The organism is Spongiactinospora sp. 9N601, assembly GCF_044326295.1.
Classification (GTDB): Bacteria; Actinomycetota; Actinomycetes; order Streptosporangiales; family Streptosporangiaceae; genus Spongiactinospora; species Spongiactinospora gelatinilytica.
Map to the genome: position 1 here is coordinate 94,024 of NZ_JBIRBB010000016.1, position 26,866 is coordinate 120,889.

Annotated in this window: 20 protein-coding genes and 1 pseudogene; 13 read left to right on the forward strand and 8 right to left on the reverse strand. The window is 71.0% G+C overall.

What is annotated here, in order from left to right; genetic code table 11:
* Positions 1 to 1,618: 1,618 nt before the first annotated feature.
* From ACH34R_RS32850 to ACH34R_RS32870, 5 genes are all read left to right on the forward strand, one after another.
* Entirely contained in the window at positions 1,619 to 2,674 is a 1,056-nt protein-coding gene (locus tag ACH34R_RS32850; RefSeq protein ID WP_397565446.1) for a class I SAM-dependent methyltransferase, read from the forward strand.
* Positions 2,671 to 4,560, forward strand: coding sequence for a glycosyltransferase (locus ACH34R_RS32855; protein ID WP_397565447.1), 1,890 nt, complete (start codon positions 2,671 to 2,673; stop codon positions 4,558 to 4,560). Before ACH34R_RS32850 ends, ACH34R_RS32855 begins: the two co-directional genes overlap by 4 nt.
* Positions 4,557 to 6,137, forward strand: coding sequence for a glycosyltransferase (locus ACH34R_RS32860; RefSeq protein WP_397565448.1), 1,581 nt, complete (start codon positions 4,557 to 4,559; stop codon positions 6,135 to 6,137). The genes ACH34R_RS32855 and ACH34R_RS32860 overlap by 4 nt, the downstream gene beginning before the upstream one ends.
* A 48-nt stretch (positions 6,138 to 6,185) precedes the next feature.
* Positions 6,186 to 7,079 (forward strand): hypothetical protein, encoded by an 894-nt coding sequence (locus ACH34R_RS32865; RefSeq protein ID WP_397565449.1) that lies wholly within the window; start codon positions 6,186 to 6,188, stop codon positions 7,077 to 7,079.
* Positions 7,080 to 7,171: 92 nt separating this feature from the next.
* Entirely contained in the window at positions 7,172 to 7,417 is a 246-nt protein-coding gene (locus ACH34R_RS32870) for a hypothetical protein (RefSeq protein WP_397565450.1), read from the forward strand.
* On the opposite strand, the gene ACH34R_RS32875 is transcribed toward ACH34R_RS32870, so the two are convergent.
* Positions 7,414 to 8,115: a polysaccharide deacetylase family protein gene (locus tag ACH34R_RS32875; RefSeq protein ID WP_397565451.1), complete on the reverse strand. Its 702-nt coding sequence runs from the start codon at positions 8,113 to 8,115 to the stop codon at positions 7,414 to 7,416. The two genes, ACH34R_RS32870 and ACH34R_RS32875, sit on opposite strands and share 4 nt — an antisense overlap.
* A gap of 104 nt (positions 8,116 to 8,219) precedes the next feature.
* On the opposite strand from ACH34R_RS32875, the gene ACH34R_RS32880 reads away from it, so the two are divergent.
* The 3 genes from ACH34R_RS32880 (at position 8,220) to ACH34R_RS32890 (ending at position 11,024) form a co-directional block, all read left to right on the forward strand.
* Positions 8,220 to 8,636, forward strand: a complete 417-nt coding sequence (locus tag ACH34R_RS32880) for a DUF3151 domain-containing protein (protein WP_397565452.1) — start codon at positions 8,220 to 8,222, stop codon at positions 8,634 to 8,636.
* A gap of 87 nt (positions 8,637 to 8,723) precedes the next feature.
* Positions 8,724 to 10,007: an adenylosuccinate synthase gene (locus ACH34R_RS32885; RefSeq protein ID WP_111169877.1), complete on the forward strand. Its 1,284-nt coding sequence runs from the start codon at positions 8,724 to 8,726 to the stop codon at positions 10,005 to 10,007.
* An 87-nt stretch (positions 10,008 to 10,094) separates the two neighbouring features.
* Positions 10,095 to 11,024, forward strand: a complete 930-nt coding sequence (locus ACH34R_RS32890) for a glycerophosphodiester phosphodiesterase family protein (protein WP_397565453.1) — start codon at positions 10,095 to 10,097, stop codon at positions 11,022 to 11,024.
* 21 nt (positions 11,025 to 11,045) lie between these two features.
* Here the strand turns inward: ACH34R_RS32890 and ACH34R_RS32895 are convergent, their stop codons facing one another.
* Positions 11,046 to 12,182: a magnesium and cobalt transport protein CorA gene (locus ACH34R_RS32895; RefSeq protein WP_397565454.1), complete on the reverse strand. Its 1,137-nt coding sequence runs from the start codon at positions 12,180 to 12,182 to the stop codon at positions 11,046 to 11,048.
* A 385-nt stretch (positions 12,183 to 12,567) separates the two neighbouring features.
* On the opposite strand from ACH34R_RS32895, the gene purD reads away from it, so the two are divergent.
* The 4 genes and pseudogenes from purD to ACH34R_RS32915 all read left to right on the forward strand — a co-directional run bounded on the left by purD (position 12,568) and on the right by ACH34R_RS32915 (position 17,801).
* Positions 12,568 to 13,839, forward strand: a complete 1,272-nt coding sequence (purD, locus tag ACH34R_RS32900; protein ID WP_397565455.1) for a phosphoribosylamine--glycine ligase — start codon at positions 12,568 to 12,570, stop codon at positions 13,837 to 13,839.
* A gap of 187 nt (positions 13,840 to 14,026) precedes the next feature.
* The gene (gene murA, locus ACH34R_RS32905) at positions 14,027 to 15,295 is read left to right on the forward strand and encodes a UDP-N-acetylglucosamine 1-carboxyvinyltransferase (protein ID WP_111169873.1); all 1,269 of its coding nucleotides are present in this window, start codon (positions 14,027 to 14,029) and stop codon (positions 15,293 to 15,295) included.
* Positions 15,296 to 15,495: 200 nt separating this feature from the next.
* Positions 15,496 to 16,786, forward strand: a pseudogene (locus ACH34R_RS32910) (transcriptional regulator).
* A 64-nt stretch (positions 16,787 to 16,850) separates the two neighbouring features.
* Positions 16,851 to 17,801 (forward strand): EamA family transporter, encoded by a 951-nt coding sequence (locus ACH34R_RS32915; protein ID WP_397565456.1) that lies wholly within the window; start codon positions 16,851 to 16,853, stop codon positions 17,799 to 17,801.
* Here the strand turns inward: ACH34R_RS32915 and hisC are convergent.
* From hisC to ACH34R_RS32945, 6 genes are all read right to left on the reverse strand, one after another.
* Positions 17,782 to 18,849, reverse strand: coding sequence for a histidinol-phosphate transaminase (gene hisC / locus ACH34R_RS32920; protein ID WP_397565457.1), 1,068 nt, complete (start codon positions 18,847 to 18,849; stop codon positions 17,782 to 17,784). The two genes, ACH34R_RS32915 and hisC, sit on opposite strands and share 20 nt — an antisense overlap.
* Positions 18,850 to 18,900: 51 nt before the next feature.
* Complete coding sequence (locus tag ACH34R_RS32925) at positions 18,901 to 19,578, reverse strand: NrtR DNA-binding winged helix domain-containing protein (protein ID WP_111169870.1); 678 nt, start codon at positions 19,576 to 19,578, stop codon at positions 18,901 to 18,903.
* Between the two features lie 54 nt (positions 19,579 to 19,632).
* Positions 19,633 to 21,420 carry a DUF4434 domain-containing protein gene (locus ACH34R_RS32930; RefSeq protein ID WP_397565458.1) on the reverse strand — a complete coding sequence of 596 codons (1,788 nt, stop codon included), beginning with the start codon at positions 21,418 to 21,420 and terminating at the stop codon, positions 19,633 to 19,635.
* 71 nt (positions 21,421 to 21,491) lie between these two features.
* On the reverse strand, positions 21,492 to 22,598 hold the full coding sequence (locus tag ACH34R_RS32935) for a glycosyltransferase (RefSeq protein WP_397565459.1): 1,107 nt from the start codon (positions 22,596 to 22,598) through the stop codon (positions 21,492 to 21,494).
* Positions 22,599 to 22,610: 12 nt separating this feature from the next.
* Positions 22,611 to 23,873: a nucleotide sugar dehydrogenase gene (locus ACH34R_RS32940; RefSeq protein ID WP_397565460.1), complete on the reverse strand. Its 1,263-nt coding sequence runs from the start codon at positions 23,871 to 23,873 to the stop codon at positions 22,611 to 22,613.
* Between the two features lie 114 nt (positions 23,874 to 23,987).
* Positions 23,988 to 25,589, reverse strand: a complete 1,602-nt coding sequence (locus ACH34R_RS32945) for a glycosyltransferase (RefSeq protein WP_397565461.1) — start codon at positions 25,587 to 25,589, stop codon at positions 23,988 to 23,990.
* A 131-nt stretch (positions 25,590 to 25,720) separates the two neighbouring features.
* On the opposite strand from ACH34R_RS32945, the gene wecB reads away from it, so the two are divergent.
* On the forward strand, positions 25,721 to 26,866 hold the full coding sequence (wecB, locus tag ACH34R_RS32950; RefSeq protein ID WP_397565462.1) for a non-hydrolyzing UDP-N-acetylglucosamine 2-epimerase: 1,146 nt from the start codon (positions 25,721 to 25,723) through the stop codon (positions 26,864 to 26,866).

The following is a 26,866-nucleotide window of genomic DNA, read 5'->3' on the forward strand; positions in this document are numbered from 1 at the left end:
GGGGAGCACACGCTGCCGCTGGAGACCTGCTCGTCGGCGAACGGCCTATCCCCACGCGTGTGGGGAGCACGTGGGGACACCCGCACGGGGTGAAGGTCGGCCTGGCCCATCCCCACGCGTGTGGGGAGCGCTGCCCCTGGCTCGCAAAGACCTCGGGAACGATCGGCCCATCCCCACATGTGTGGGGAGCACACCGCCGCCGCAGGCTATGTCTCCTACCACCACGGCCCATCCCCACGCGTGGGGCGAGCACCCTTGGTGAGCAGCAAGGATACAGCCAAGCTGCGGTGTTGTGATGTCGGGGTTTGTCGGTGATCCACTTCCAGCGTCTGCCTGCTGGGTGGTGTTACCAATGGATCGCTGGTGTGGGTGGCCGACTGGGGCGCTAGCGTCGGGCGGAGCCCGACATGGGGAGAACAGGCCGAGCGTCAGCGAGGGCCTTTGCGCGCGGCAGCGCGACGGCTGGCGAAGCGCACCACACCGCCGAAGGCGACCCCGCTACGCGAAGCGTAACTTTCCGCCGAAGGCGGACCTCGCAGCGCGAAGCGCCTCTTTCCGCCGGAGGCGGGCTCTTGGCGCGGGAGCGCGATGGCGTCCCGCCGGAGGCGGGCCCTCGGCGCGAAGCGCAACTTCCCGCCGGAGGCGGGCCCTCGGCGCGAAGCGCAACTTCCCGCCGGAGGCGGGCCCTCGGCGCGAAGCGCACCACACCGCCGAAGGCGACCCCGCTGCGCGAAGCGTAACTTTCCGCCGAAGGCGGACCTCGCAGCGCGAAGCGCCTCTTCCCGCCGGAGGCGGGCTCTTGGCGCGGGAGCGCGATGGCGTCCCGCCGGAGGCGGGCCCTTGGCGCGCAGCGCAGCTTTCCGCCGGAGGCGGGCCTTGGCGCGCAGCGCGACCCCCGGCCGAAGGCGACCTCGCTGCGCGGAGCGCTTCTTCCCGCCGAAGGCGGACCTCCAGCGCGAAGCGCACCACACCGCCGAAGGCGACCCCGCTGCGCGGAGCGCAGCTTTCCGCCGGAGGCGGGCCTTGGCGCGGAGCGCAGCTTTCCGCCGGAGGCGGGCCTTGGCGCGGAGCGCAGCTTTCCGCCGGAGGCGGGCCTTGGCGCGGAGCGCAGCTTTCCGCCGGAGGCGGGGTTGGTGTGGTGGGGGTTGAATGGCGGGGCTTCTCGATCGGCAGCGGTGGCGTTGGCCAATACGTGCCGTCCTTCGTGGGTGCCGGGCGGGTCTCTTCGGCTTGCCGGTCCGGGATTCCGGAACGTTGTCGTGATCGGCTCCTATGGGCCCTGGGCATCCTGGTCAGGGCGGAACTACGGGGCCTCGCCCACCACCCCCCCGAACCGCATTTCGGTCACTGGATCAAGGGTTTCGGGCATGCCGGCGACCGAATCTCCGCCGTACACCCCTTTCCCCGCCGTGGCCTGGGATGGGGCCGTGCCTGGGGTGACGGACAACGACCTCCGTGGCAGTTGAGGATCAGGTAGCTCTCAGCTAACTCTTAGTAGAGATGCCCTGTCCTTCCGTTTTACATCTCATATCCTCTCTGAGTGGAAAGGCTACGTTTACCCGCACCGACCACGCGCCGGCTACTGATCATTTCCGCTCTGACCAGCGGCGTTGTGATCGTGGGCCTAGTGTTACTGTCGGCCTCCGGGGCCGTGGAGTGGACCGACGCGGTCCAGCTCGCCCTGACCACCGCCGCGCTCGCCGGGCTCGCCGTAGCCGTGCTCGTCGTACGACGGGCCGACGGCAAGGCACTCCGCATCGACCAGCGCGTGAAGCGGAACGAGGCCGCCCTGGCGCAGCTTCGTGACAGCGTCCGCGCGCTCGCCGTACAGCTCAAGGAGACCTCGGCCGGGCAGCGGGCCGGGGTGGACACGGTCGTGGCCGCGCTCGGCGAGGACCGCGCGGAGTTGGCCGGGCAGACCGACCTACTGAAGCGGCAGGCCAAGGCCCTCGACGCGCAGCGGAGCACGGTCGATGCCAGGCTGGCCGAGGTGAAGCGGTCGATCGAGGGGGTGGACCGGGCGGTCCGTGACCAGGTCGTCAGGGCGCTGCGCGCGCGTACCGAGTACAACCAGGTCGAGGCCATGATCGACCTGCGCGCGATGCTCCAGCCGCGAGCCCCCATGCCCCGGCTGCGCGGATGGGCGGCCTCTCCCGACGTGATCCGGCTGCTGGTGGAACGGATCGCGGCCGACCGGCCCAAGCTGGTCATCGAGTGCGGCAGCGGCTCGTCCTCGATCTGGCTGGGGTACGCGATCGAGCGGTTCGGCGGCGGCCGGATCGTCGCGCTGGAACACGAGGAGCGGTTCGCGCGCGCGTCGCAGGATCTGGTGGCGGCGCACGGTCTCGACTCGATCGTCGAGGTACGGCACGCGCCGCTGACCGACTGGCAGGGGCAACCGTGGTACGACACCACCGCGCTGGACGACCTCAGCGACGCCGGTCTGGTCTTCGTGGACGGCCCGCCGGAGCAGACCGGCCCGGAGGCCCGGTACCCCGCGGTGCCGCTGCTGCTGCCGCACTGCGCACCGGAAGCCTGGATCGTGCTCGACGACACCGTACGCGCCGACGAGCAACGGATCGCCGAACGCTGGCTGCGTGAATACCCCGAGCTCACGGCCACGTCCTACGCCGCGGAGAAAGGCGCGATGCTGTTCCGGCGGAGTACATCGTGATCCCGGGCGGGATCGTCGGGGCGGGGACCAAGGTCGTCGCGGTGGTTTCGGGTGTCCATGATGCCGGTGACGTCCTGGCCGAATTGCTGCCCAAGGCGGCGATCTCCTGGGCCGACGCGGACGACCTCGCGGACTCCCCCTGGACGATCCGCGCACCCGAAGCCGTCGTCGTACTCGCCCGCACCCCCACCGACCTGCGGCGGATCGTCTCGCTGCGGGACCTGCTGCCCGCCGTCAAGCGTGTCGTGGTGGCCATCACCGCGACGCCGTCGTGGTACGACGCGCCGCACGTCGCGCTGGCGCGCGGAGTCGGCCAGCGCCTGGTGCGCGAGGTCCACATCACCCGGTACGGCACGTCCGGCTGGCTGGTCGCCACCCGGCTCGGCAAGGAGACGCTCGCCGGCGACATCGTGACCGCGGTGGCGGCCGGGGGGACGGGGTTCCACCTGGCGGCGTATCCGCTGCCGGCCGCCGGGCTCGGCGAGCCGGGCCTGGCCGACTGGCGGCCCGGCGATCCGGACGTCGCCGTCGGGGGGCGGCCGGAACCGTCCGGCATATCCTCCAGCGACCTCGCCGTTCGCGCCCCGGGGGCCGCCTGGCCGGACGATCGCGTACCGGCCGCCGGGCGCGCCTCGTGGCGGGACACCGCGTGGGCCAAGGCCGGCGCGCCCGGCGGCTACCCGGTACTGCGCGCCGCGTCCGCGGTCACCCCTGACCACCTGCCGCCGGTGGACGAGCGGTCGGTCAACCCGCGCGGCTTCCTGCGCGAACCGCTCCAGGGCATCGCGGACCTGACCGGCCACGCCGGCGTGTGGGGCGTGACCAGCGAGGGCCGCGAACTTGTCCGCTTTCACGAATCCGGGCTGGTCGCCGACGCCGACGTGGACCGCCTGCGTCCGCTGCGCGGCCTGCGGCTGAACTGGCGCCCCGCGCACACCGGCCCGGTCGCCGCGGCCCGCGTGGTCGCCGGGCTGGCGGCGGCGGGGGTGCCGCTGGTGTCCACCGGCCCGGCCCCCATCTGGGCGGAACCGCTGCTCGGCGGCGAACTCCTGTCCCATCTGGCCACACCCGGCGACATCGCCGACGACCTGCGCAGGGAGGAGCACAGCGTACGGCTGCGCCGCCACGCGCTGCGCGCGCACGGCACCACCGCCCGCTGGCACGCCCTCGCCGTGGCGGCCGGCAAGCCGATTCCGCCTGATCCGCCGATCTCCGTGGTGCTCTGCACCCGCAGACCCGATTTCGTGGGTTTCGCGCTCGGCCAGATCGCCGCGCAGCGCGGTGTGGACGTCGAGGTCGTACTAGGGCTGCACGGGGTGCCGGAGGAGGCGGTGGCCGGCGCGGTGGCCGATTTCCCGCTTCCGCTGACCGTCGTCACGGCGGACGCGGCCACGCCGTTCGGGGAGATCCTGAACCTCGCGGTGGACCGGACCTCCGGCGCGTACCTCACCAAATGGGACGACGACGACTGGTACGGACCCGACCACCTGGCCGACCTGGTGCTCGCCCGCCGCTACAGCGGCGCCGACCTGGTCGGGGTGGCCTCGGAGTTCTTCTACCTGGAGCAGATCGACGTGACCATCCGGCGGCGGTGGAGCAGCGAGGTGATGGCCGACCACGTGGCGGGCGGCACCTTCCTGATCTCCCGCGAGACGCTGCGCGCGCTGGGCGGCTTCCGGCCGGTCCCCCGTTCGGTGGACATCGAACTCTTCCAGGCCCTCCTGCGCGCGGGGGGCTGCATCTATCGCACCCACGGCCTGGGGTTCATGGCCCGCAGGTCGGCCCGGCGACGCCACACCTGGCAGGAGCCGATCGGCTACTTCCTGCACAGAGCCAAAGAGCAGTGGCGCGGCTTCCGCCCGAGCGAACTCATGGAGCAGGCGTGAACTCCCCTCGTATCCGCCACAACGACTATTCCGTCCTGTCGCCGCCCGAGATCGGCGACTGGCAACCGTACCTGCCGGTCAGCGTCGTCATCGCGGCCTATCGCCACCAGGACAAACTGGACCTCACGCTGGCCGCGCTCGCGGCCCAGAGCTACCCCGCCCACCTGCTCGAAGTGATCGTCGTGGACGACGGCACGGACCCGCCGCTCACCCTGGGCCAGATCAGGCCGGAGAACACCCGCCTGCTGCGCACCACGCCGGACTCCCGTGGCCGCTCCAACGCCCGCAACGCGGCGCTGGAGGTCGCCGAGGGCCATGTGATCCACTGGCTGGACGCCGACATGGTCACCCATCACGACGAGGTCGAGGCGCACATGCGCTGGCACCACCTCGCGGACTACCTGGTGGTCATGGGTTATGTCCGGTATGTGGACGAGGAGTGGCCGGGCCCGGCCGAAGTACACGCCGCAGTGTCCGCGGGGGCCGGGGAGAAGCTGTTCGACCTGGACGCGAGCGAACCCCACCAGTGGATCGTCGACCTGGCCGAAAGCACGGACGGCATGCGCACGGCCAAGAACATGGCCTACCGCGTCCACATCACGAACGCCGCCTCGGTCAACGCCCGCCTGCTGCGCGCGGCCGGGCCGCTCGCAACCGAACTCGTGCTCGGCGAGGACACCGAACTCGGCTACCGGCTCGCCCAGCACGGCGCCGCGTTCGTCCTGGAGCCGGCCGCGCGGAGCTGGCATCTCGGCCGGTCCATGATGATGCGCGACCGCGAGCAGGTCACCCGGTACAACGCGGTGTTCGTGCCCGACCTCGTGCCGCACATGCGCTGGCAGCGCACGCACCCGCGGCGGCAGTACATGGTGCCGTACCTGGACGTGGCGGTCGAGGCGGCGGGGGCGACGTACGAGGACATCCGCGCGACGGTGGACGGCGTGCTGGCCAGTGACCTGCCCGACGTACGGGTCACGCTGGCCGGGCCATGGGCGTCGCTCGCCGAGGACCGGCGCGCGCCGCAGCACAGTCCCAACCTGGACCTGCTGCTCATCCACGGGCTCTATCGCAACGAGCCGCGGGTCCGGTTCGTGGATCGGACGCCGAGGTCGGCCGCGCCAGTGCCGTACCGGCTGCTGTGCCCGCCGGGGTGGGCGCCCCGCCCGAACGTACTGCGCCGCCTGCTCGCGCACGCGGCCGAGCACGGGTACGGGCTGGTCAGCATCGCGCTGGACGAGACGGACGTCGTGGTGACGGCCCGCCTGGAGCACACCGGCGCGTTCGCCCGCGCCCGGCTGCTCGCCGCCCCCGGCGAGGCCCTGGACGACGTGGTGGAGGAGGTGGCGGGCACGTACTGGCTGGACGGCGCGACCTGGGGCTTCCAGCCCGCCAGGGACGCCAAGGAGGCCAAGCCGGGCAGCGCCGCCGCAGGACCCGGCCGCGCCGAGGCGGGTCGCCTGAAGAGCGAGAACGAACGCCTCGCGCTGCGCGTCGCCCAGCTCACCGAGGAACTGGACCGGCTGCGCGCGGAACGTGCGCCCTCCTCCCATGTACGGCGGCGCCGCCTATTTCGCTGAAAGCGAACGCCTCTCACGTAAAGTAGTTATCATGTAGCTTTCAGTGACATGCCGTCCAAGATTCATGACACGCTCAACGACCTCTTCCGGGAGCGGCCCGAGTTCGCCGTGGAACTCCTCCGCGACCAGCTCGGCGTCAAGCTCCCCGGTGAATATCCGGCCCTGCTCGCCTCCGGCGAGTTCAACGACCGCCCGTCCCGCGACTTCCGCGCCGACACGGTCATCACCCTCGGCCACCGCGGCGAACAGCCCCAGCACGGCGTCGTCATCGAGATCCAGCTCCACCGCGAGCCGGGCAAACCAGAGGCCCTGGCCCGCTACGCCGCCGCCCTGTGGCTCCAGCTCGACTGCCCCATCACCGTCGCCGTCGTCTGCCCCACCCGTTCCCTGGCCACCTGGGCCGCCAAACCCATCGTCACCTCCCTCCGCGACTACACCCTCACGCCGGTGGCCATCGGCCCCAGTGAGATCCCGGCCGTCACCGACCCGTCCCAGGTCCGCGACCACGGCGAACTCGCCCTGCTCTCCTTCGCCGCCCACGCCGACCGCCCAGAGGTCGTCAGGGCACTCATGGACGGCTGCAAAAACCTCGATGATCGTCACGCTACGCGATACTATGAACACGCATACGACATGGCCCCGCCGGCCGCCCGGAAACTCATGGAGGAGATCATGAGCTCCACGACTTGGCCCGTGAACAGCCCCTTCGCCCGCGAGCACTACGGCAAGGGCCGTGAAGCCGGCAAAGAAGAAGGCAAAGAAGAAGGCAGGCTCGCAGGAAAGGCATCGATGCTGCTGGACATCCTCACAGAACGTGGGGTGCCACTCAGCAACGCCGACCGCGAACGCATCACCACCTGCACCGACCCCGCACTGATGGACATATGGGCACGGCGATGCCTCACCATCTCCTCCACCGAAGAACTCTTCGCCGAGAACTGACCATCCGCATCCGCCGGGTCTGACCCACCCATCCCAGGGTGAGACCCGGCCCACTCTCATCCGAGGCCCCCATGACAACCCCAGAATGGCCTGTGAACAGCCCCTTCGCCCGCGAGCACTACGGCAAGGGCAGGGAAGAGGGCAGGCAGGAGGGCAGGCTGGCGGGGAAGGCATCGATGCTGCTGTGCATCCTCGCAGAACGTGGGGTGCCGCTCAGCGACGCCGACCGCGAACGCATCACCGCCTGCACCGACCCCACACTGATGGACACCTGGGCAGACCGATGCCTCACCATCTCCTCCACCGAAGAACTCTTCGCCGAGGGACCCGGTGCCTAGCGGGCCGTCAGCCAGGTGAGGAAATCGGCAAGGACCTTGGGGTCGATCGCGTAGCGACCGCAGGGGGCCTGGCAGATCTTGTGGAAGACGAAGGTGCCGCCCTTTGTGGCGTGGTGGCGCAGGGTGGCCGGGGTGGTGGTGTCGAGGACGGTGAGGGCGGCGCGGGGGCGGGTGTGACGGAAGCCGCATTCGCGGGCGAGGCGTTCGGTGGCCGGGTCGGTGGCGTCGTACGGGTAGGCGACCGAGCGGATGTCGGTGCCGGTCAGGGCCGTCAGGGCGGCGCGGTCGTCGCAGAGCTGGCGGCGGCGGGCGTCCAGGGGGAGTTCGGTGAGGCGGGCGTGGGTGCGAGTGTGCCCGCCGATCTCGTGCCCGGCCGCGGCCAGCCGCCGTACCCGATCCGCGGTCATGCGTCCCTCGCGGCCCAGGAGGCCGCTCGGGATGTAGAAGGTCGCGGTGAGGCCGTACCGGCGAAGCAGCTCGACCGCCGCCTCCTGCGAGGCCAGCCCGTCGTCGAAGGTCAGCGTCACCGCGAGGTGCCGCCCGGAGCCGGGGGAACCGGAGGCCGACGCCGCCCGCCGGTGCTCATCGGGGCCTACCGGGGCGGGCGGGATGGAGCAGGCGGTGAGGGTGGCGAGAGCGCAGATCGCCAGGGCGGTACGGCGGGGCCGGGCGCGGGGAGACGGGCTGGTGAGGGGCATCGGGCATCCGGATTGTCGGCGATCTTCCGATAGGGCGAAATATCAGGCTATCTAGGCCCCCTCCAGGTACCCGTTACGCGCGCCGTCCGGGTATGACTGTGTGCATGGAGACGCAGAATCTTCTCGCCGGACCGCCGCCGACCCACCTGCCGGACACCCCTGAGGCCAGGGAGGCGCTCGAAGCCGGTGCCGCGGCGTCGGATGTCGCCGCACGATTCCCGGCCTTCTCCGCCGCATGGGCGGCGCTGGCCGACGAGTACTTCGCCCAGGGGCACGCCGTGACCTCGTACGCGTTCGCGCGTACCGGCTACCACCGGGGCCTGGACCAACTGCGGCGGGCCGGGTGGAAGGGGCACGGGCCGATCCCGTGGGACCACGAGCCCAACCGTGGCTTCCTGCGGTGCCTGCACGCGCTGGCCCGGGCCGCCCTGGCGATCGGGGAGAAGGACGAGGCCGAGCGTTGCGCGCAGTTCCTCAAGGACTCGAGCCCCGCCGCCGCGGCCGAACTGAACGGGACCTGACCGGGGCCGAGCAGGTAGAATCCGTATGCAAGAGCCCCTGACGCGCTTGCGCCAGGGGTTTCGCTTTGTGCTGGGGAGAGTTTCGCGATGCCGGCTGTCGTTCTCGTGGGTGCTCAATGGGGCGATGAGGGCAAGGGCAAGGCCACCGACCTGCTGGGCGATCAGGTCGACTACGTCGTCCGCTACCAGGGAGGCAACAACGCGGGTCATACGGTGGTGATCGGCGACCAGAAGTACGCGCTGCACCTGCTGCCGACCGGCGTGCTGTCGCCCGAGGTGATCCCGGTGATCGCGAACGGCGTGGTCATCGATCCCGGGGTGCTGCTGGAGGAGATCGACGGGCTGAAGGCGCGGGGCATCTCCTGCGAGCGGCTGCTGATCTCGGCGAGCGCGCACCTGATCATGCCGCACCACAAGGCCCTCGACAAGGTCACCGAGCGCTACCTGGGCAAGGCCAAGATCGGCACCACGGGGCGGGGCATCGGCCCCGCCTACGGCGACAAGATCGCCCGGATGGGCGTGCGGGTCCAGGACCTGCTCGACCCGGGCATCCTGCGCAAGAAGATCGAAGTCGCGCTCAACGAGAAGAACCAGGTCCTCACCAAGGTCTACAACCGCAGGGTGATCGACCCGGACAAGGTGCTTGAGGAGTACCTCGGCTACGCCGAACGCCTCAAGCCGTACATCGCGGACACCTCGCTCGTGCTCTCCAGGGCCCTCGACCAGGGCCGGGTGGTGCTCCTCGAAGGCGGCCAGGGCAACCTGCTGGACATCGACCACGGCACCTACCCGTTCGTGACGTCCTCCTCCCCCACCGCGGGCGGCGCGTGCGCCGGGGCGGGCATCCCGCCGACCAGGCTGACGCGCGTGATCGCGATCCTGAAGGCGTACACCACGCGGGTGGGCTCAGGGCCGTTCCCCACCGAGCTGCTGGACGAGCGCGGCGACTGGCTGCGCACCACCGGGCACGAGTACGGCACGACCACCGGCCGCGACCGCCGCTGCGGCTGGTTCGACGCGGTGATCGCCCGGTACGCCACCCGGATCAACGGCGTCACCGACTTCTTCCTCACCAAACTGGACGTGCTGTCCGGGCTGGAGCGCATCCCGGTCTGCGTCGCCTACGAGATCGACGGCGTGCGGCACGACGAGGTGCCGATGACCCAGACCGACTTCCACCACGCCAAGCCGATCTACGAGGAGTTCCCGGGCTGGCAGGAGGACATCTCCGAGGCCAAGTCCTTCGACGACCTGCCGCCCAACGCCCGCGCTTATGTCCGCACGTTGGAGGAGATGTCCGGCGCGCCGATCTCCGCCATCGGCGTCGGCCCGGGCCGCACACAGACCCTCCAGCTCCGGCCCCTGGTGTGACGACCGATGTGATGCCGGTATAGGTCGTGACGGCGCGTCGGGCGGGGGATGCGAGAGATCCTCGCCCGGTGCCGGTAAGGTCCGAGTGTGCGCGTCGAGATCCACGGACACCGCGGAGCCCGAGGGCTCCGGCCGGAGAACACGCTTCCTGGGTTGCTGCACGCGTTGGAGCTCGGTGTGGACGCGCTGGAGTTCGATCTCGTGCTCACCGCCGACCGGCGGATCGTGCTCAGCCACGATCTGATCGTGTCCTCGGTGACCAGCGCGGACACCCGTCCGGCGCATCGCGGCGACCCCGGCTACCCCTACGTCGGCAAGCCGATCAGGTCACTGACCCTCGCCCAGTTGCGGACCCTCGACTGCGGGGTCCGCCTGCCGCGCCACCCCGACGACCCGTTCGCGCTGACGCAGGTGCCGCTGCCCGAGACCCGGATGCCGACGTTCGGCGCGGTGCTCGGGCTGGTGAGCGCCTACGAGGCCGACGATGTGCGGCTGCACGTGGAGCTGAAGACCGATCCGACCAGGCCGGAGCTGACGCCCGATCCGGCGGAGTTCACCGCGATGGTGGTGGAGGAGCTGGACCGGCACGGCCGGCTCGGCTCGTCGGCGCTGCTCGGCTTCGACTGGCGGGTACTTCGCGCGGCGCGCGAGCTGGCTCCGGACGTGCCACGGTTCGCGCTGATCGAGACGGCGACGATGCACTCGGCATGGCTGGACGGGCTGGACCTCACCGACTTCGGCGGTGATCTCCCGGCCGCCGCCGCGGCGGCCGGCGCGACCACGCTCTCACCGCAGCACGTGCTGGTGAACGAGCACATGATGGCTCAGGCCGCGCAGGCGGGCCTGCCGGTGGTGCCGTGGACGGTCAACGCCCCGGCCGACGCGGCCCGGCTGATCGACATGGGCGTGACCGGGCTCGTCACCGACTACCCCGACCGGATGCGGGCGCTGTGGGCCGAACGCGGCCTGCCGCTCGCCGTACCGGTCGGCCCGCTCCGCCCGGTCGCCGCGGCCTGAACCGAGCCCGGCGGACCAGGCTCACATCCAGCCCTTCCTGCGGAAGCCGCGGTAGAGGAGCGTGCAGGTCAGCAGCATCAGGCCGACGATCATCGGATAGCCGAAGACCCACTTCGTCTCCGGCATGAAGTCGAAGTTCATCCCGTAGACGCCGGCGATCATCGTGGGCGCCGCCATGATGGCCACCCAGGACGAGATCTTGCGCATGTCCTCGTTGGCCAGGGCGTTCGAGCGGGCCAGGGCCGCCTGGAGCACCGAGTTGCACAGCTCGTTGGAGGACTCGACCTGCTCGCACACCCGGGACAGGTGGTCGCCGACGTCGCGGAAGTAGTCGCGCATCTCCGGCGGGATCACCCGCCGCTGCGGCAGCGCGCCGAGCGGGGCGACCAGCGGTGTCACCGCCCGCTTCATCTCGATCATCTCGCGCTTGAGGTGGTAGATCCGCCCGATGTCGCGCGAGCTGACGTCGGCGAACACGGCCGCCTCGACGTCTTCCAGCGCCTCCTGCATCTGGTCGGCCACCGAGAGGTACTCGTCCACCACGTGGTCGGCGATGGCGTGCAGCACGCCCGCCGGGCCGCGGCCGAGCAGCTTGGGGTCGTCTTCCAGCTTCTCGCGCACGCCGGAGAGCGGACAGTGCCGCCCGTGGCGTACCGTCACCACGAAGTCGGGCCCGACGAACAGCATGATCTCGCCGGTCGCGACGATCTCGCTGTCCGGCTCCTCCTCGACGAAGGCGACCGTCTTGAGCACGACGAACAGCGAGTCGCCGTAGCGCTCGACCTTGGGCCGCTGGTGGGCCTTGACGGCGTCTTCGACGGCCAGCGGGTGCAGGCCGAAGACCTCGGCCAGCCACTCGACCTCGGGCGACTCCGGCTCGTGCAGGCCCACCCAGACGAAGGCGCCGCCCCCGCCGCTACGCGCGTTGTGGGCGCGGACGAGGCTCAGCGCGGCCTCGATGGTGGGGGCCTCGACCTTGGCGCCGGCCAGGTAGGCCGCGAAGTCGACCAGCGAGTCGCTGGGCGGCACGCACCCGCCTACGGAGGCGCGCTCGGCGGCGGGCGCGGGCGTCGTGGTCACCGGCGGCTTGCGGCGGTCGTGCTGCGCGCCCGCGGCACGGTGGTGACGAATGCGGGGAAAGATCATCGACGAGCGCATGGCGCTCCCTTCCCGCCCAGGTCGGCACGGGCCACGCGAGACACGACACGACCTTGACAGGTCGTTCAGACAGAAAGAACGCGTGAGCCCTCAGACCGGGCGACCGAATCGGAGTGGTCGGGGGAGAACGATCGTGCGCACGACGTACGTGCGCGAGCACGTACTGCAAGGATCACCAGAACTCATCCCGGACCACCTCCAATCCCAAGCAGGCACCAAAGCCGCCCCAAGTTACCACAGGGGCTCGCACCGAAGGTCAAGCCTACCCGGAAGGGCACCCCCGGATCATGCAGAACTCCACAAATTCCCCGACGACTCTCCGTGTCATCCTGCCCGGGGCACGACGGCATCTTGGCGGGTGCCCGGCACCGGTAGGGTCGTTCGCGTGCGGGTACTTGTGATTGGAAGCGGCGGACGCGAGCACGCCCTGTGCCGGGCGCTCGCGGCGGATTCGCAGGTGGAAGAGGTTCACTGCGCCCCGGGCAACGCCGGGATCGCGTCCGTGGCGACGGTGCATCCCGTCCGCGCGACCGATCCGGCCGACGTCACCGCGCTCGCCGGGCGGGTCGGCGCGGATCTGGTCGTGGTCGGCCCCGAGGCGCCGCTGGTCGCCGGGGTGGCCGACGCGCTGCGGGCGGCGGGCGTGCCGTGTTTCGGCCCGTCGGCCGAGGCCGCCCGAATCGAGGGGTCCAAGGCATTCGCCAAGGAGGTCATGGCGGCGGCGGGAGTGCCCACGGCCCGCGCGAGGACGTGTTCCACGCCCGAGGAGGCCGCCGCCGCGCTCGACGCGTACGGCCGGCCGTACGTGGTCAAGGACGACGGCCTGGCGGCCGGCAAGGGCGTCGTGGTGACCGATGACCGCGAGGCGGCGCTGGCGCACGCGGCGGCCTGCGAGCGGGTCGTCATCGAGGAATACCTGGAGGGCCCGGAGGTGTCGCTGTTCGCGCTCTGCGACGGCGAGACGGCCGTGCCGCTGCGTCCCGCACAGGACTTCAAGCGCGCCTACGACGGCGACGCCGGGCCCAACACCGGCGGCATGGGCTCCTACACGCCGCTCCCCTGGGCCGCGCCGAGCCTGACCGACGAGGTCATGGCGACCGTGGTCCAGCCCACCATCGACGAGCTGGCCAAACGCGGCACGCCGTACATCGGGGTGCTCTACGCGGGGCTGGCGCTGACCGCCGAGGGCCCCAGGGTCATCGAGTTCAACGCCCGGTTCGGCGACCCGGAGACCCAGGTCGTGCTGGACCGGCTGGCCACCCCGCTGGGCGGGCTGCTGCACGCGGCGGCCACCGGCGGCCTGGCCGGGCTGCCCCCGCTGACCTACCGGGGCGGCGCGGCCGTGGCCGTGGTCCTGGCCGCGGGCAACTACCCGGCCTCCCCCGTCACCGGCGGGGTGATCGAGGGCCTGGAGGCGGTCGAAGCCGAGTGTGCGGACGCCTACGTCCTGCACGCGGGCACGGCGCTGGACGCCGAGGGCCGGGTCATCGCCTCGGGCGGGCGGGTGCTCAACGTCGTCGGTACCGGCGAAGACCTCACCGCCGCCCGCGCCGCCGCCTACGATGCCCTTGGCCGAGTCCGCCTGGCCGGGGCGCACCACCGCACGGACATCGCCGCCGCCGCTGCCGAAAGCCGCGAAACCGACGGCACACTCTAAACGCCGCCCGGCGCCCGGATCGGGCATGTGGAGTGGCGGTCACATCTTCACCATCGGACCCTTTGGAATCGGCCGGGTCATCCCCCCACAACGGCTACTGTGGGCCGCGATAACCCCAGCGGAAGCTCACTAGCCGATTCCTCCCCCCGGTGAGCCACCCCTGTTACTGCCAAGGAGCTTGACGCGAATGGTCCGTTACCGCGTGCGTGGTGGCAACGCACTGCGTGGCACCGCCTTCATTCAGGGCGCGAAGAACGCCGTGCTGCCGATGATCGGTGCGGCGCTGCTGGCCGCCGAGGGCCGCACGGTGCTGCGCAATGTGCCGATCATCGAGGATGTCCGCCGCGCCGTCGAGCTCGCCGAGGCCGTCGGCGCCAGGGTGGAGCTGCACGAGGCCGAGCGCACTTTGGTGATCGACGCCTCCAAACTGACGAGCGCGGTGCTGCCGGCCGAGATCGCCCGCCGCTTCCGCGGCTCGGTGCTGTTCGTCCCGGCGCTGCTGCACCGGCTCGGCGAGGCCGTGATCGAGGGCATCGGCGGCTGCAACCTGGGCAGCCGTAACCTCGACTTCCACTACCTCGGCTACAAGCGCCTCGGCGCGGTCGTGGACGACGGCGAGACCGTCATCACGGTCAAGGCCGCCGGGCTGACCGGCGCCTCCCTGTACCTGGACACGCCGTCGCACACCGGCACCGAGAATCTCATCATGGCGGCTGCGCTGGCCTCGGGCACCACGGTGATCGAGAACGCCGCGCTGGAGCCCGAAGTGCTCGACGTGATCGAGATGCTCACCAAGATGGGCGCGAAGATCAGCGGCGGCGGCACGGGGTTCATCACCGTCCAGGGCGTCGATGAGCTGCGCGCGGTCGAGCATCAGGTGATGCCCGACCGGCTGGACGCCGGCGTGTTCGCCATGGCCGCGGCCATCACCGGCGGCGAGGTCAACCTCGTCGGCGCGCAGCTCGACCATCTGGGCGTGGTGCGCTGGAAGCTGGAGCAGATGGGGGTCGAGTTCGCCGACCAGGGCGCCGTGCTCAATGTCGGCCGGGAGCGTTCGCTGCGCCCGATCAACGTGATCACCGACACGTTCCCCGGATTCGCCACCGACCTCCAGTCGCCCATCATGACGGTCGCCTGTCTCGCCGATGGCGCGAGCTATATTCACGAGCGCATTTTCGATGGCCGGTTCGCACTCGCCGCCGAACTCAACCGCATGGGCGCCACCATCGAGGTGGAAGGCAGTCGCGCAGTGGTGCACGGCGGCGCTCCGCTCACCGGAACGAGCGTGACCGCTCACGATCTGCGCTCGGGTATCGCGCTCGTTCTCGCGGGACTGGCCGCCGAAGGGGAGACCGTGATCTCCAACGGCTATCTCATCGATCGCGGGCACGCCCATCTGGCCGAACGCATGCAGGCTCTGGGCGCCGATGTGACCCGAGAGATTTGCACCACATGAAATCGTCCCTTTTCCCATGCTGACCTGCGTCTTTACCAGAACTTCGTGCCACGGGAACGGTATTGGCTAAAATCCGGGCGTGACATTATGGCCCTCGCGAGCGATCGTTCCAAAAGAGAGCACCACAAACGGATGGCAGGATGGGACGAACATTGGTCGAGCGGGGCGAGGAAACACCCCGAGTGTCACGTCCGGGCACCATGACGCCGGATCTCACCATCGGGGTGGTGGGACCACACGATCTGGTCGAGCGCGTGATGCTCATGGGGCATGCCGCGGCACCGCTGCCATGCCGACTCGTGGCTGCCGCTTATCGGGATGAACAGGAAGCCGCCGACAAGGTGACACGGCTTGGGCCAGGCGTTGACGCCTGCCTTTTCGCCAGCCCTGTCCCTTACGACATCGCCCGGCGTTCGGGCGTGCTCACAATGCCGGCGACTTATGTTCAGCTCGGAGGAGCGGCACTCGTGGCGGCATTGGCACGGGCCGCACTGGACGAGCGGATCGACCCTGAAAGGGTCAGCATCGACGTTCTGACCCGGCCCGAGGTGGAGGAGGCTTACTCCGACCTCGGGCTGGCCAGCGCGGAGGTGCACAGCCGCGACGAGCCTGGAGCGACGGGCACGCTGGCCGCGTACCACGAGCGGCTGGCCAGACAGGGAGCCACCAGCGGGGCGCTGACGTGCCTGCCCGCGGTGGCCGAACGGTTGCAGGCGGCCTCGATTCCGGTGATCCGGATCCGGCCGACGTCCGCGGCCGTCCGCACGGCGCTGCACACCGCGGCGCTGCTCGGCGCGCATCACCGGCTGGAGGAATCCCAGCTCACGGTGGTGGTCGTCGAGGTGCCGACGTTGCGCGAGCCGGTACGCCGGGCCGCGCCCCGGTACTGGCGCGACGAGCTGCGCCTCTCGCTGCACCGGCTGCTGGTGCAGGAGGCCAACCGGATCAACGCGACGGTGTGGCCGATCGACGATCACAGCTATCTGGTGACGGCGACGAGGGGTTCGGTGGCGGCGGCGACGGACGGGTTCCGGGTGATGCCGTTCGCGGCCAGAATCCGCGATGAGCTGGGTCTGGCGGTGGAGGTGGGAGTCGGCATGGGCCGCACCACCCACGACGCCGAGAGCCACGCCAGAGCGGCCCTGGCACGCACTCAGACGGGCAAACAGGGCCAGGGCTTCGCGGTGGACCGCGAGGGCCGGGCGCTGGTACCGCCCCCCCAGAATGCCCCCTGCGGGCTCAGGACCTATCAAGCCCAAGGGCGTGGAGGTTCTGGCGAGGCTGGCGGCCAAGCTGGAGGGCGGGGACACGGTGGTGGACGCGGAGAGCGCGGGGCGGATGCTCGGCGTGACCCCGCGTACGGCACGGCGGTTGCTGCGCACGCTGGTGGACGAGGGACTCGCGTGGCCGCTGCCGCCCAACCGCACCCCGCAGCCCGGCCGGCCCAGACAGCTCTACCGGCTCATCGTGGAGAAGCTCGGCACGCGTTGAGGTCGGATGTGGGGTCCGACCCCGGCAAGTGTTTTCACGGCGGCAGCCGGTAGTGTAATGACTCATGGGGTCAGTTGATACTGTCCGCCGTAAGTCGTTGCTGATCTGGGGCGCGCTGGCGATCGTGTACGTGGTATGGGGTTCTACGTACCTCGGCATCGCGGTCATGATCGAGACGATTCCGCCGCTGCTGGGAGCAGCGCTGCGCTTCCTGGCGGCGGGGCTTCTTCTCGGCGCGTTCCTGATGGTGCGAAAGCGGGGGGCCTTTCGCATGTCCGCACGCCAGTTCGGCGGTGCGGCGCTGGTCGGTGTGCTGTTGCTCACCGGTGGCAACGGCATGGTCTCGGTCGCCGAGCAGTACATCGGAAGCGGGCTCGCCGCGCTGCTGGTGGCCTCGGTGCCGCTGTGGCTGGTGATCTTCCGGGTGCTCGTGCGCGACCGGCCCAACCTGATGACCTTCGCCGGGGTGCTGGTCGGCTTCGCCGGGGTGGCGGCGCTGTCGCTCACCGGCGGCACCGGCGGGTCGAGCACGCAGGGCGTGGTGATCATCCTGGTCGCGTCGCTGTCCTGGTCGATCGGGTCGTTCCTGGCCGCACGCATGCCGATGCCGCCCAACCCGTTCGCGGCCAGCACGGTGGAGATGCTGGTGGGCGGCCTGGTGCTGACGGCGGGCGGCCTGATCAGCGGCGAGCGGCTGCAACTGGCCGAGATCTCCGGCCGGTCCTGGGCCGGGCTGGCCTACATGGTGCTGGTCGGCTCGCTGATCGGTTTCACGTCGTACGCGTGGCTGCTGGGCAACGCCCCGATCTCGCTGGTCTCGACCTACGCGTACGTCAACCCGGTGGTGGCCGTCCTCCTGGGCGCGGTCGTGCTGGGCGAGTCCGTCACGACGCAGGTCGTCCTGGGCGGGCTCGTGATCGTCGCGGGCGTGGCACTCGTGGTGTCGTCCAGTGGGCGGCGAAGACGGCCCGCCGAACCGGCGGACGAGCCGCAGCTCACGTCCGGGCGGACCTGAAGGCCGCCGCGGCGGCCAGGAAAGCGTCGTTGGCCTCGGGTGAGCCGATGGAGATCCGCGCGCCCTCCGGGTGGAACGGCCGTACGGCAAGGCCCTCGGCCGCGCACATCTCGGCGAAGGCCGCGGTGTCCTCGCCCAGGGCCAGCCACACGAAGTTGGCCTCGGTGGCGGGCACCTGCCAGCCCTGACCGAGCAGGCCCTCACGGACCCGCGTGCGCTCCTTGACGACCAGCTCCACGCGCTCCAGCAGTTCGTCCTCCGCGGCCAGCGAGGCGACGCCCGCGACCTGGGCCAGGTGGTTGATCGCGAACGGCATCATGACCTTCCTGACCGCCCCGGCCACCGGCTCGTGCCCGATCAGGTAGCCCAGCCGCAGCCCGGCCAGGCCGTACGCCTTGGAGAAGGTGCGCAGCACCGCCACGTTGGGACGGTCGCGGTAGAGGGTGAGGCCGTCGGGCACGTCGGCGTCCCTGACGTACTCGCGGTACGCCTCGTCGAGGATCACCAGCACCTCGCCGGGCACCCGGTCCAGGAACCGCACCAGCTCCTCCCGGCGGACCACCGTGCCGGTCGGGTTGTTCGGGTTGCAGACGAAGATCAGGCGGGTGCGCGGGGTGATCGCCGCGGCCATCGCGTCCAGGTCGTGGGTGTCGGCGGCCAGCGGCACGCGCACCGAGGTCATCCCGGCCAGGTCGCTGAGCAGCGGGTACGCCTCGAACGACCGCCACGCGTACATCACCTCGGCCCCGGGGTCGCACACCGTCGCAAGAAGCTGCTGGGCCAGCGTCACCGAACCGGGACCGAGCCCCACGTGCTCCGCCGGCACGTCGTAGCGATCGGCGATGGCCCGGGTCAGCTCGGTCGCGGCCGGGTCGGGGTAGAGCTGCATGTTGCGCGCGGCGGCGGCGACGGCCTCGACCACGGAGGGCAGGGGGTCGTAGGGAGACTCGTTGGACGAAAGCTTGTAGGAGCGGCCGTCGGGCGAGACGGCGGTCTTACCCGCCCTGTACGGCGGCACGGTGTCCAAAATCGCGCGGAAACGAGGCATGGCCTCACGATAACCCCCGCCTCACCGGCTCTCCCCGAGAGGGCCACGCTCCTACAGGCGCACGACGTCCTTGGCGGGGCGCATCATCGGCGGGCGCAGCAGCTCGGCCGGGCCGCGCCGGTACAGCATCGCGGGCCGCCCGCCGTCCCTGGTGGTGCTGTGGCCGGTGGGCATCAGGAAGCCCTCCGCCTTGGTGACCTTGCGGTGGAAGTTGCGCGGGTCGAGGGTGCGGCCCCACACGATCTCGTAGACCCGGCGCAGCTCGGCCACGGTGAACGCGGGCGGGCAGAACGCCGCCCCCAGCGAGGTGTACTCCAGCTTGGAGCGGGCCCGCTCGATGCCGTCGAGCATGATCCGCCGGTGGTCGAAGGCCATCTCGGAAAGCTCGGTGAGCGGACGCCAGCTCATGTGGGCCTCGGTGGAGGCGGGCAGGTCGGGCGCGAGGCCCAGGTAGGCCACGCTCAGCACACGCTGGCGCGGGTCGCGGTCGGGGTAGCCGTAGGTCCGCAACTGCTCCAGGTGCACCGGGGCCCCGGGCAGGCCGGCCCGTTCGGCGAGCACCCGGGCCGCGGCGGCCGGGAGGTCTTCGTCGAGGTGGATGAATCCGCCGGACAGCGCCCAACGCCCCGCGTACGGCGGGCGGTCGCGCCGCCACACCAGCGCGCACAGCTCGGCGAAGCGCACGGTGAGCACGACCAGATCCACGCTGACCGGAATGCGCGGGGTCATGCCGTGCACGTTACACCGAGCGGGCGGCCCGCAGGGTGAACCGCAGGCCACCGATCAGGAAGCATGGACGTGCAAAGGCTCGGCCGCCGCCCGGCCGTCCGGCGAGACGACCTCGACCCGCAGCCACTCGCCCTGCGGCACGTCCCGCCAGTCCAGCGGCACCCACAGCGTCTCGGTCCCGGCGGGCATCCCGGGCAGCGGCGTCGGGTCGTGCCAGCCGGCCGCCCGCGCGTCCACGGTCTTCGGTACGGCAAGGCCCTCCCAGGTCACGTTCACCCGCGTGGCCGCGAGGTTGTAGCCGCGGATCTCCAGCCCGTCCTGGATGCCGCGGGGCTTGTGGATGGCGTCCACGGCCATCGGACGGTCGTGGTCGGCCGCGATCTGCTGCGACAGCGAGGGCGACCCGCAGGTGAAGAAGTCGCTCCACATGTAGGAGATGACCTTGGAGACGTAGCGGCCGGTGAACGTGACCGCGGCGTCCAGGCGGCTCTTGTCGGTGGCGCCCCGGGTGCCCTGGGCGCCGCACCGCTGGTCGCCGGACGGCTCGAACGCCTCCACGTTGGCCCATAGCTGCACGTTGTGGCCCTCGGCGGCCACCCGCTCACGGGCCTCGGCCATGGCCCGGTAGTAGTCGCGGGTGGAGCCGTGGTAGGCCGTGCCGTACGTCGTCTCGCCGACCTCCGGCCGCAGCCGTTCGTCCACCGGGCTGTCGCGCTCGTCGGGCCAGTACAGGCCGACCTTGCCGGTGCCGCGGCTGTCCTGCGGGGCGATGATCTCCACTCCGGTCCTGGCCAGCGCCTCGAACCCGGCGGCGACCTCCTTGGGGGTGGCCCCGAAGCCGACCCGCCTGCGGGCGTCCAGGTAGGGGCTGACCAGGATCGGCTTGCCGGGCAGCTCCTGCGCCACGATGTTGTGCTGCTCGGCGTAGACCCGCAGGGTGTCGTTGTCGTTCTCGCCGCCGTCGAACCGCATCTGCCGCATCTGGAGCTCGAACGGCTGGTACACCCCGCCCAGCGAGGCACGGTCGCGGTGGCGCTGCCCGTAGTCCTGCAAGATGCGGCGGGTCAGCGTGGTCAGCGTGCCGATGTGGCGGGGATCGGCCTTGGTGGGCTGGGCGGGGTTGCGCGGGGCCAGCGGCAGCGCCGGGAAGACCTGCATACGGAACCGGTCGGCGAGGTCGAGCAGTTGGGTCAGGCTGTCCTGGCGCGCCGCCGCGATGATGATCAGGTGGTAGTTGCGCGGCTTGGTGAAGTCGCAGCCGGAGTCGTCGCTGCCGTCCTGGGGGGCGATCAGCCGGTGGAAGACGGTCTTGCCGACGGTGATCGAGCGTTCCACCGACGGGCAGCGGAAGACGCCGTCGGCGAAGCGCTCGTCGGTCCGGTAGACGTAGGTCCAGGTGATCCGGTTGTTGCGGTTGAACTTCTTGAGGTCGCGTTCGGCGGCCTGCACACAGGTCAGGCCGTCCTCCTCGCAGGGCGCGTAGCGCGGGTCGACCTCCATGTCCTTGGTCATGATGCGGCCGTCCTCGTCCACGTACCGGGGTTGCAGGCCGGTGCCGAGCCTGATCACCGTGTCGCCGCCGACCTTGTGGATGGCTTCGAGCTGCTTGCGCCAGGTGCACTCGTTGGAGGTGGGGACCAGCCAGTAGCCGGTCACCGCGTACGGCGTGCGGGTGCCGGTGTCGAAGGTGCCGCAGGGGTCGGTGAACAGGCTGGCCTGAGGTACGGCGGGCGCCTTGCGCTCGGCGGGGCGCCGGGCGGGCGGCTCCTTGGGAAGAACGATGACGACGGCCGTGACCGCGGCGATGATCGCCGCTCCCAGGAGAACGGTGAGCCAGCGCACTTTCAGGAGATTACCGCCCTTGATGTCAATGCCAGATAAATCCGGACGTCAGCGGGTCGCTCGCGCGGAGGTCAGCGCTTCTTCGCGCCCGCCCGCCGGACCCCCGCCCACGCTTCGAGCTGGGCCACGAACCTGCGCGCGGAGTTGGGCCAGTGGTGGTTGGCCCGGGCGGCGGAGTAGCCTCGCGCGCCCTGCGCCCGGCGTTCACGCTCGTCGTCCTTGAGCGTCAGCACGGCCTTGGCGACCGCCTGGGCGTCCTCCCAGGGCACCACCATGCCGCTGTGGTAGCGCTCGACCAGCTCCACCGCGCGGGGAGAGGGAGTGGTGATCACCGGGATGCCGTGCGCCATGTACTCCACGATCTTGGTGGGCATGGAGTGCCGGTAGTTGGGCTCGTCGTGCAGCAGCGACAGCCCGGCCAGGGCGCCGTCCAGGCGCTTCAGGGCCTCGTCGTTGGGCATGAAGTCGCGCCACTCCAGCAGGCCCTCGGCGACCGCCTGGTTCAGCACGGGCCGGGACTGGGGGTCGGCGTAGCCGATCAGCTCGACGGTGACCCGGTACGGCTGGAGCAGCCGGCCGACCTCGACCGCCTCGCGCACCCCGCGCGCCTCCGACAGCCAGCCCAGGTAAACCACCCGGTCATCGCCCGGCGGGGTGACGGTGTCGGGCACCCAGGTTTCGTTCGGCACCACCAGGTGGGCCTGGCGGAACCGGCCCGCGTACGCGGTCTCGGCGAGGAGCAGGTGCATGTGGCGCTCGGCCGTACCCTCAAGGACGCGCGCTAAGGCGCGCACCGGGGGGCGCAGCAGGCGCGGCAGCCACGGCTTGAGCGAGAGCGTGGCGGGGGTGTCCTCGTGGACGTCCCACACCACGGGCGGGCGGCGGCGCACGCCCGCCACCGCGAACAACAGCTCGGGGTCGTGGATCAGCGCCAGATCGACCTTGTCGCGCAGCCGCTTGAACAGGTCGCGCGCGGCGCGCACCGCGGCGAAGCGCTTGCGTTCGGCCGCCCTGGGCAGGTCGACTCCGGTCACCCACGAGCGCGGCACCACGCCGCGCGCGGTGTACGGCGCGGCGTACGTGACCTCATGACCGGCGTCCACCAGCGCACGGATCTGCCTGTGCAGAATCCGCGCGTCCTCAGGGTGATGAACCACCGTCATGACGAGCACGTGCACGCGCGGAACCCCCTAGAGCCGCTCGACGCGTTCGCCCTCGGCGAGAACGCCTCGGGTGTCGAGCACAAGACCGGCCCGCTCCTCAATGGTCGCGAGGTCGAAGACGGAGTGCTGCTGGAGCAGCACCGTGATGTCGGCCGCGGCGACGGCCTCGGCGAGGTCGTCCTCTCGCGGCACCTGCTTGCCGTCCACCCGCCAGTCCTTGACGTACGGGTCGACGAAGGCAAGCTCGGCCCCCAGCTCAAGGAGCGCTCGGGCGAGCGGTACCGCCGGGGTCTCGCGCTCGTCGGCGATGTCGGGTTTGTAGGTGACGCCGAGCAGCACCACCCGCGCGCCGTTGACCGCTTTGCGGTGCCGGTTCAGCAGGCGCTGGACACGGGCCACCACGTAGGCGGGCATCCGCTCGTTGATCTCCTGGGCCAGCTCCACGAACCGGAACGGATAGCCCAGCTTGCGCACCGTGTACGAGAGGTAGCTCGGATCGACCGGGATGCAGTGCCCGCCGACGCCCGGCCCCGGCAGGAACTTCTGGAAGCCGAACGGCTTGGTCGCGGCGGCCTCGATCGACTCCCACAGGTCCACGCCCAGCTCGTCGCAGAAGATCGCCATCTCGTTGACCAGGGCGATGTTGACGTGCCTGTAGGTGTTCTCCAGGAGCTTGGCCATCTCGGCCTCGCGCGTGCCGCTGACCCGCACCACCTGCTCCACGAACCGAGCGTAGAACGCGGCGGCGCGATCGAGGCAGGCCGGCGTGTATCCGCCGACCACCTTGGGCGTGTTGCGCAGGCCGAACTTGGGGTTGCCCGGGTCGATCCGCTCGGGCGAGAAGGCCAGGTGGAAGTCGCGCCCGGCGACGAGGCCGGAACTCTCCAGCAGCGGGCGGGCCACCTCGTCGGTGGTGCCGGGCCAGGTGGTGGACTCCAGGACGACCAGGGTGCCCGCGGTCAGGTGCCGCGACACCGCCTTGGTCGCGCCCTCCACGGCGGACAGATCGGGCCGGTGGTCGTCGTCGAGCGGGGTGGGCACGCAGATGACGATCGTGTCGGCGCGGGCCAGCACCGCCTCGTCGAATGTGGCGGTGAAGCCGTTCTTCAGCATCTGGTCGAGATCGGCGTCGGTCAGGTCGTCGATGTACGACTGGCCGGCGTTGAGCGCGTCGACCTTACCTGCGTCGACGTCGAGCCCCACGACGCGCAGCCCTGCCCCCGTGGCCTCCTTGGCCAGTGGCATACCGACGTACCCAAGACCGATGACGGCGAGGTCAAACTCGTTCACGGTGGACCCTGGGGAGCCGGAAAGAACACTTCATGGTCGCAAAGGCTATCTCAAGTCTGCACCAGCCACGCGTAATGCGAATGAACCCGTCACATCCACTACGGAACGCGCGAGTCATCTGATGTCAAGGGATCGGTAGAGATCACGGTAGGTCTCGGCGACGCGACTCCAGGTCCGCTTGGCCGCGACCTCGGCCTTGCCCGCCTCGCCCATCGCGGCCCGCCGCGCCGGGTCCTCACGCAGGCCCGCGATGGCCTTGGCCAGGGCCTCGGGGTCCTCGGGGGGGACCAGCAGCCCGGCCCCGTCCGAGCCGACCAGCTCCGACAGCGCGGGCAGGTCGCTGAGCACGACCGGTTTGCCGAGCGCCATCGCCTCGACCGGTTTGAGCGGCGTCACCAGGCGGCAGACCCGCAGGTCGTCGCGGGGGCAGATGAAGATGTCGATGGCGGCCTGGGCCTGAAGCGCCTCCTCGGGCCCGACCCGGCCGGGCAGGATGGCGTCGGACAGCCCCAGCTCTTCAAGCTGTTCCAGCAGCGCGGGCCGTTCGGCCCCGTCGCCGACCAGCAGGACCCGGACGGGCGTGCCCGCGTCGCGCAGCAGCGCGGCGGCGTTGAGAAGTGTGGCGAACCCCTCATAGGCCACGATGCTCGACACCGAGCCGACGACGACCTCACCGGGCTCGATGCCGTAGGCGGCGCGGAAGGCCGCGCCGTCGTACTCGGCGGTCAGCAGCGAGTCGTCCACCGCGTTGGGGGCCAGGTGGATGCGCTCGCGCGGCACACCGCGCTCGACGATCTCCACGGCCATCGTCTCGGCGAGCGTGACCACCGCGTCGGCCGAGCGCATCAGGTGCGCCTCGCGATCGCGCTGGAGCTTGTGCCGCTCGCTGCCGGAACGAAGTTCGGGGTTGCGCGAGACCCAGGTCTCCTCCAGGAAGCCCCGGACCTCGTAGACCACCGGCGTGCCGGTGCGCTCGCGCACGGCCAGCGCCACCGAGCCGTTGCGGTGGTCGGTCGCGGCGTGCAGCACCTGCGGGCGCAGCCGCCTGACCAGCTCGGTGACCTCACCGGCGCCGCGGACCATGCGGCCCCTGGTCTCGAACGGCACCTCGTCGTGCCCGCTCGGCAGCAGCCGGTGGTAGGGGATCTGGTCGATCTCCTCGTACGGCTCGACGTCGGTGTGCCCCTGGAGCATCGGCCAGCCCCAGCTCGTCACGACGTGCGGATCGAGGCCGGCGGCCTTCTGCGCGGTGACGATGCGGTGGGTGCGGACCGTGTAACCCGCCTGGGTGTACGGCAGGGCGTTGGTCACGCAGTGGAGCACCCGTCCCGGCACCGGCTCGCCCATGATGACCTTGGGCTTGGGCGGGATCGGTTCGGGCTGGATCGCGGCCAGCTCGCCCGCGTAGTACTCGAACCTGCGGCGGATGAACGGATACTTGACGTGCGGCTCCAGCACCGCCGCGGCGTCGGTCATCCGGCCGGCGTCGAAGTGCGCGCGCGCCTCGTCCCATGGGCCGCGCAGTACGCGCATGCCGAGCTTGCGCGCGACCCAGCGCAGCCGCCTGGCGGCCGGCCAGGCGACGCGGCCCACGACGGGGCGCAGCTTCGGCGGCAGGGTGCCGGCAGCAGCGTGGGCGACCCTGATCGGATCGGACTTGACGCGGCTGGCGACGACGCGGGAAACGATGACCGGGTGGCGCACGAAGCCCTTCAAGATGCCCTTCAGACCCGCTCGTGCGGACTTCGGGGAAACCTTGCTGGACTGTGGCGGACTGGCGTCAGAAACCACGCGGCGACCGTACCATAGGCAACGTTTGTCATATCCCGATTAGAAAGGCGAGGTCAATGAGGGAACGTGTCCCCTTGGTGCTTCACGTGCTCGGGGCCAGGCCGAACTTCGTGAAGGCCGCCCCGGTCGTGCGTGGCCTCGCCGAGCTGGACGTTCCCCAGGGGATCATCCACACCGGGCAGCACTACGACGCCCTGATGTCGGACGTCTTCTTCGCCGACCTCGGCCTGCCCGAGCCGCTGGCCAACCTCGGCGTGGGCTCGGGCTCGCACGCCAAGCAGACCGCCGCCCTGCTGACCGGGCTGGAGGAGGTCGTGCTCGAACACGACCCCGGCCTGGTCGTCGTCTACGGCGACGTCAACTCCACGCTGGCCGCGATCCTGGTGTGCGCCAAGCTGGGCGTGCCCACCGCGCACGTGGAGGCCGGGCTGCGCTCCTTCGACCGGGGCATGCCCGAAGAGGTCAACCGGGTGGTCACCGACTCCCTGGCCGACCTGCTGTTCGCCACCTCCCCCGAAGCCCTGTCGCACCTGGCGCGCGAAGGCGTGGACCCGGCCAAGGTCCACCTGGTCGGCAACCCGATGATCGACAGCCTCAAGGCCGCGCTGCCGCGGCTGGACGCCAAGGCGGTGCGCCACCGCCTGGGGCTGCCCGAGCACTACGCGGTGGGCACCCTGCACCGTCCCGCCAACGTGGACGACGCCGACGCCGCGCGCGAGCTGGTCGCGGCCGTGGCCGAGGTGAGCAGGCGGGTCCCGGTGGTGGTGCCGCTGCACCCGAGGGGCCGCGAGCGGCTGGCCGCCGCCGGGCTGGTGACCGGGGAACGGCTCTCGGTGATCGACCCGCTCGGGTACATCGACTTCCTCTCGCTGGTGCGCGGCGCGGCGCTGGTGGTGACCGACTCCGGGGGCGTCCAGGAGGAGACCACCATGCTGGGCGTGCCGTGCCTCACGCTGCGGGCCAACACCGAGCGGCCGATCACCATCACGCACGGGACCAACCGGCTGGTGACGCCCGCGCAGTTGCCCGCCGCCGCGGAGAAGGCGCTGGCCGACGGCGCGGCGACGCCGAGCGGCGACCTGCCGCCGCTGTGGGACGGGGCCTCCGGGCCGCGGGTCGCGCGGGTCGTGGCCGCGTGGCTGCGCGGGGACAACTTGTCGCCCGCCGCGCACACCCTGAGCGTTCCGTATCAGAACGGCTGA

Excerpts from the sequence above, each read along its gene's own strand:
- hisC (WP_397565457.1), bottom strand. The coding sequence starts at position 18,849 with ATGCCTCGTTTCCGCGCGATTTTGGACACCGTGCCGCCGTACAGGGCG.
- wecB (WP_397565462.1), top strand. The coding sequence starts at position 25,721 with ATGAGGGAACGTGTCCCCTTGGTGCTTCACGTGCTCGGGGCCAGGCCG.
- ACH34R_RS32875 (WP_397565451.1), bottom strand. The coding sequence starts at position 8,115 with ATGCCCCTCACCAGCCCGTCTCCCCGCGCCCGGCCCCGCCGTACCGCC.
- ACH34R_RS32925 (WP_111169870.1), bottom strand. The coding sequence starts at position 19,578 with ATGACCCCGCGCATTCCGGTCAGCGTGGATCTGGTCGTGCTCACCGTG.
- ACH34R_RS32865 (WP_397565449.1), top strand. The coding sequence starts at position 6,186 with ATGCCGTCCAAGATTCATGACACGCTCAACGACCTCTTCCGGGAGCGG.
- ACH34R_RS32915 (WP_397565456.1), top strand. The coding sequence starts at position 16,851 with ATGGGGTCAGTTGATACTGTCCGCCGTAAGTCGTTGCTGATCTGGGGC.
- murA (WP_111169873.1), top strand. The coding sequence starts at position 14,027 with ATGGTCCGTTACCGCGTGCGTGGTGGCAACGCACTGCGTGGCACCGCC.
- ACH34R_RS32885 (WP_111169877.1), top strand. The coding sequence starts at position 8,724 with ATGCCGGCTGTCGTTCTCGTGGGTGCTCAATGGGGCGATGAGGGCAAG.
- ACH34R_RS32880 (WP_397565452.1), top strand. The coding sequence starts at position 8,220 with ATGGAGACGCAGAATCTTCTCGCCGGACCGCCGCCGACCCACCTGCCG.
- ACH34R_RS32895 (WP_397565454.1), bottom strand. The coding sequence starts at position 12,182 with ATGCGCTCGTCGATGATCTTTCCCCGCATTCGTCACCACCGTGCCGCG.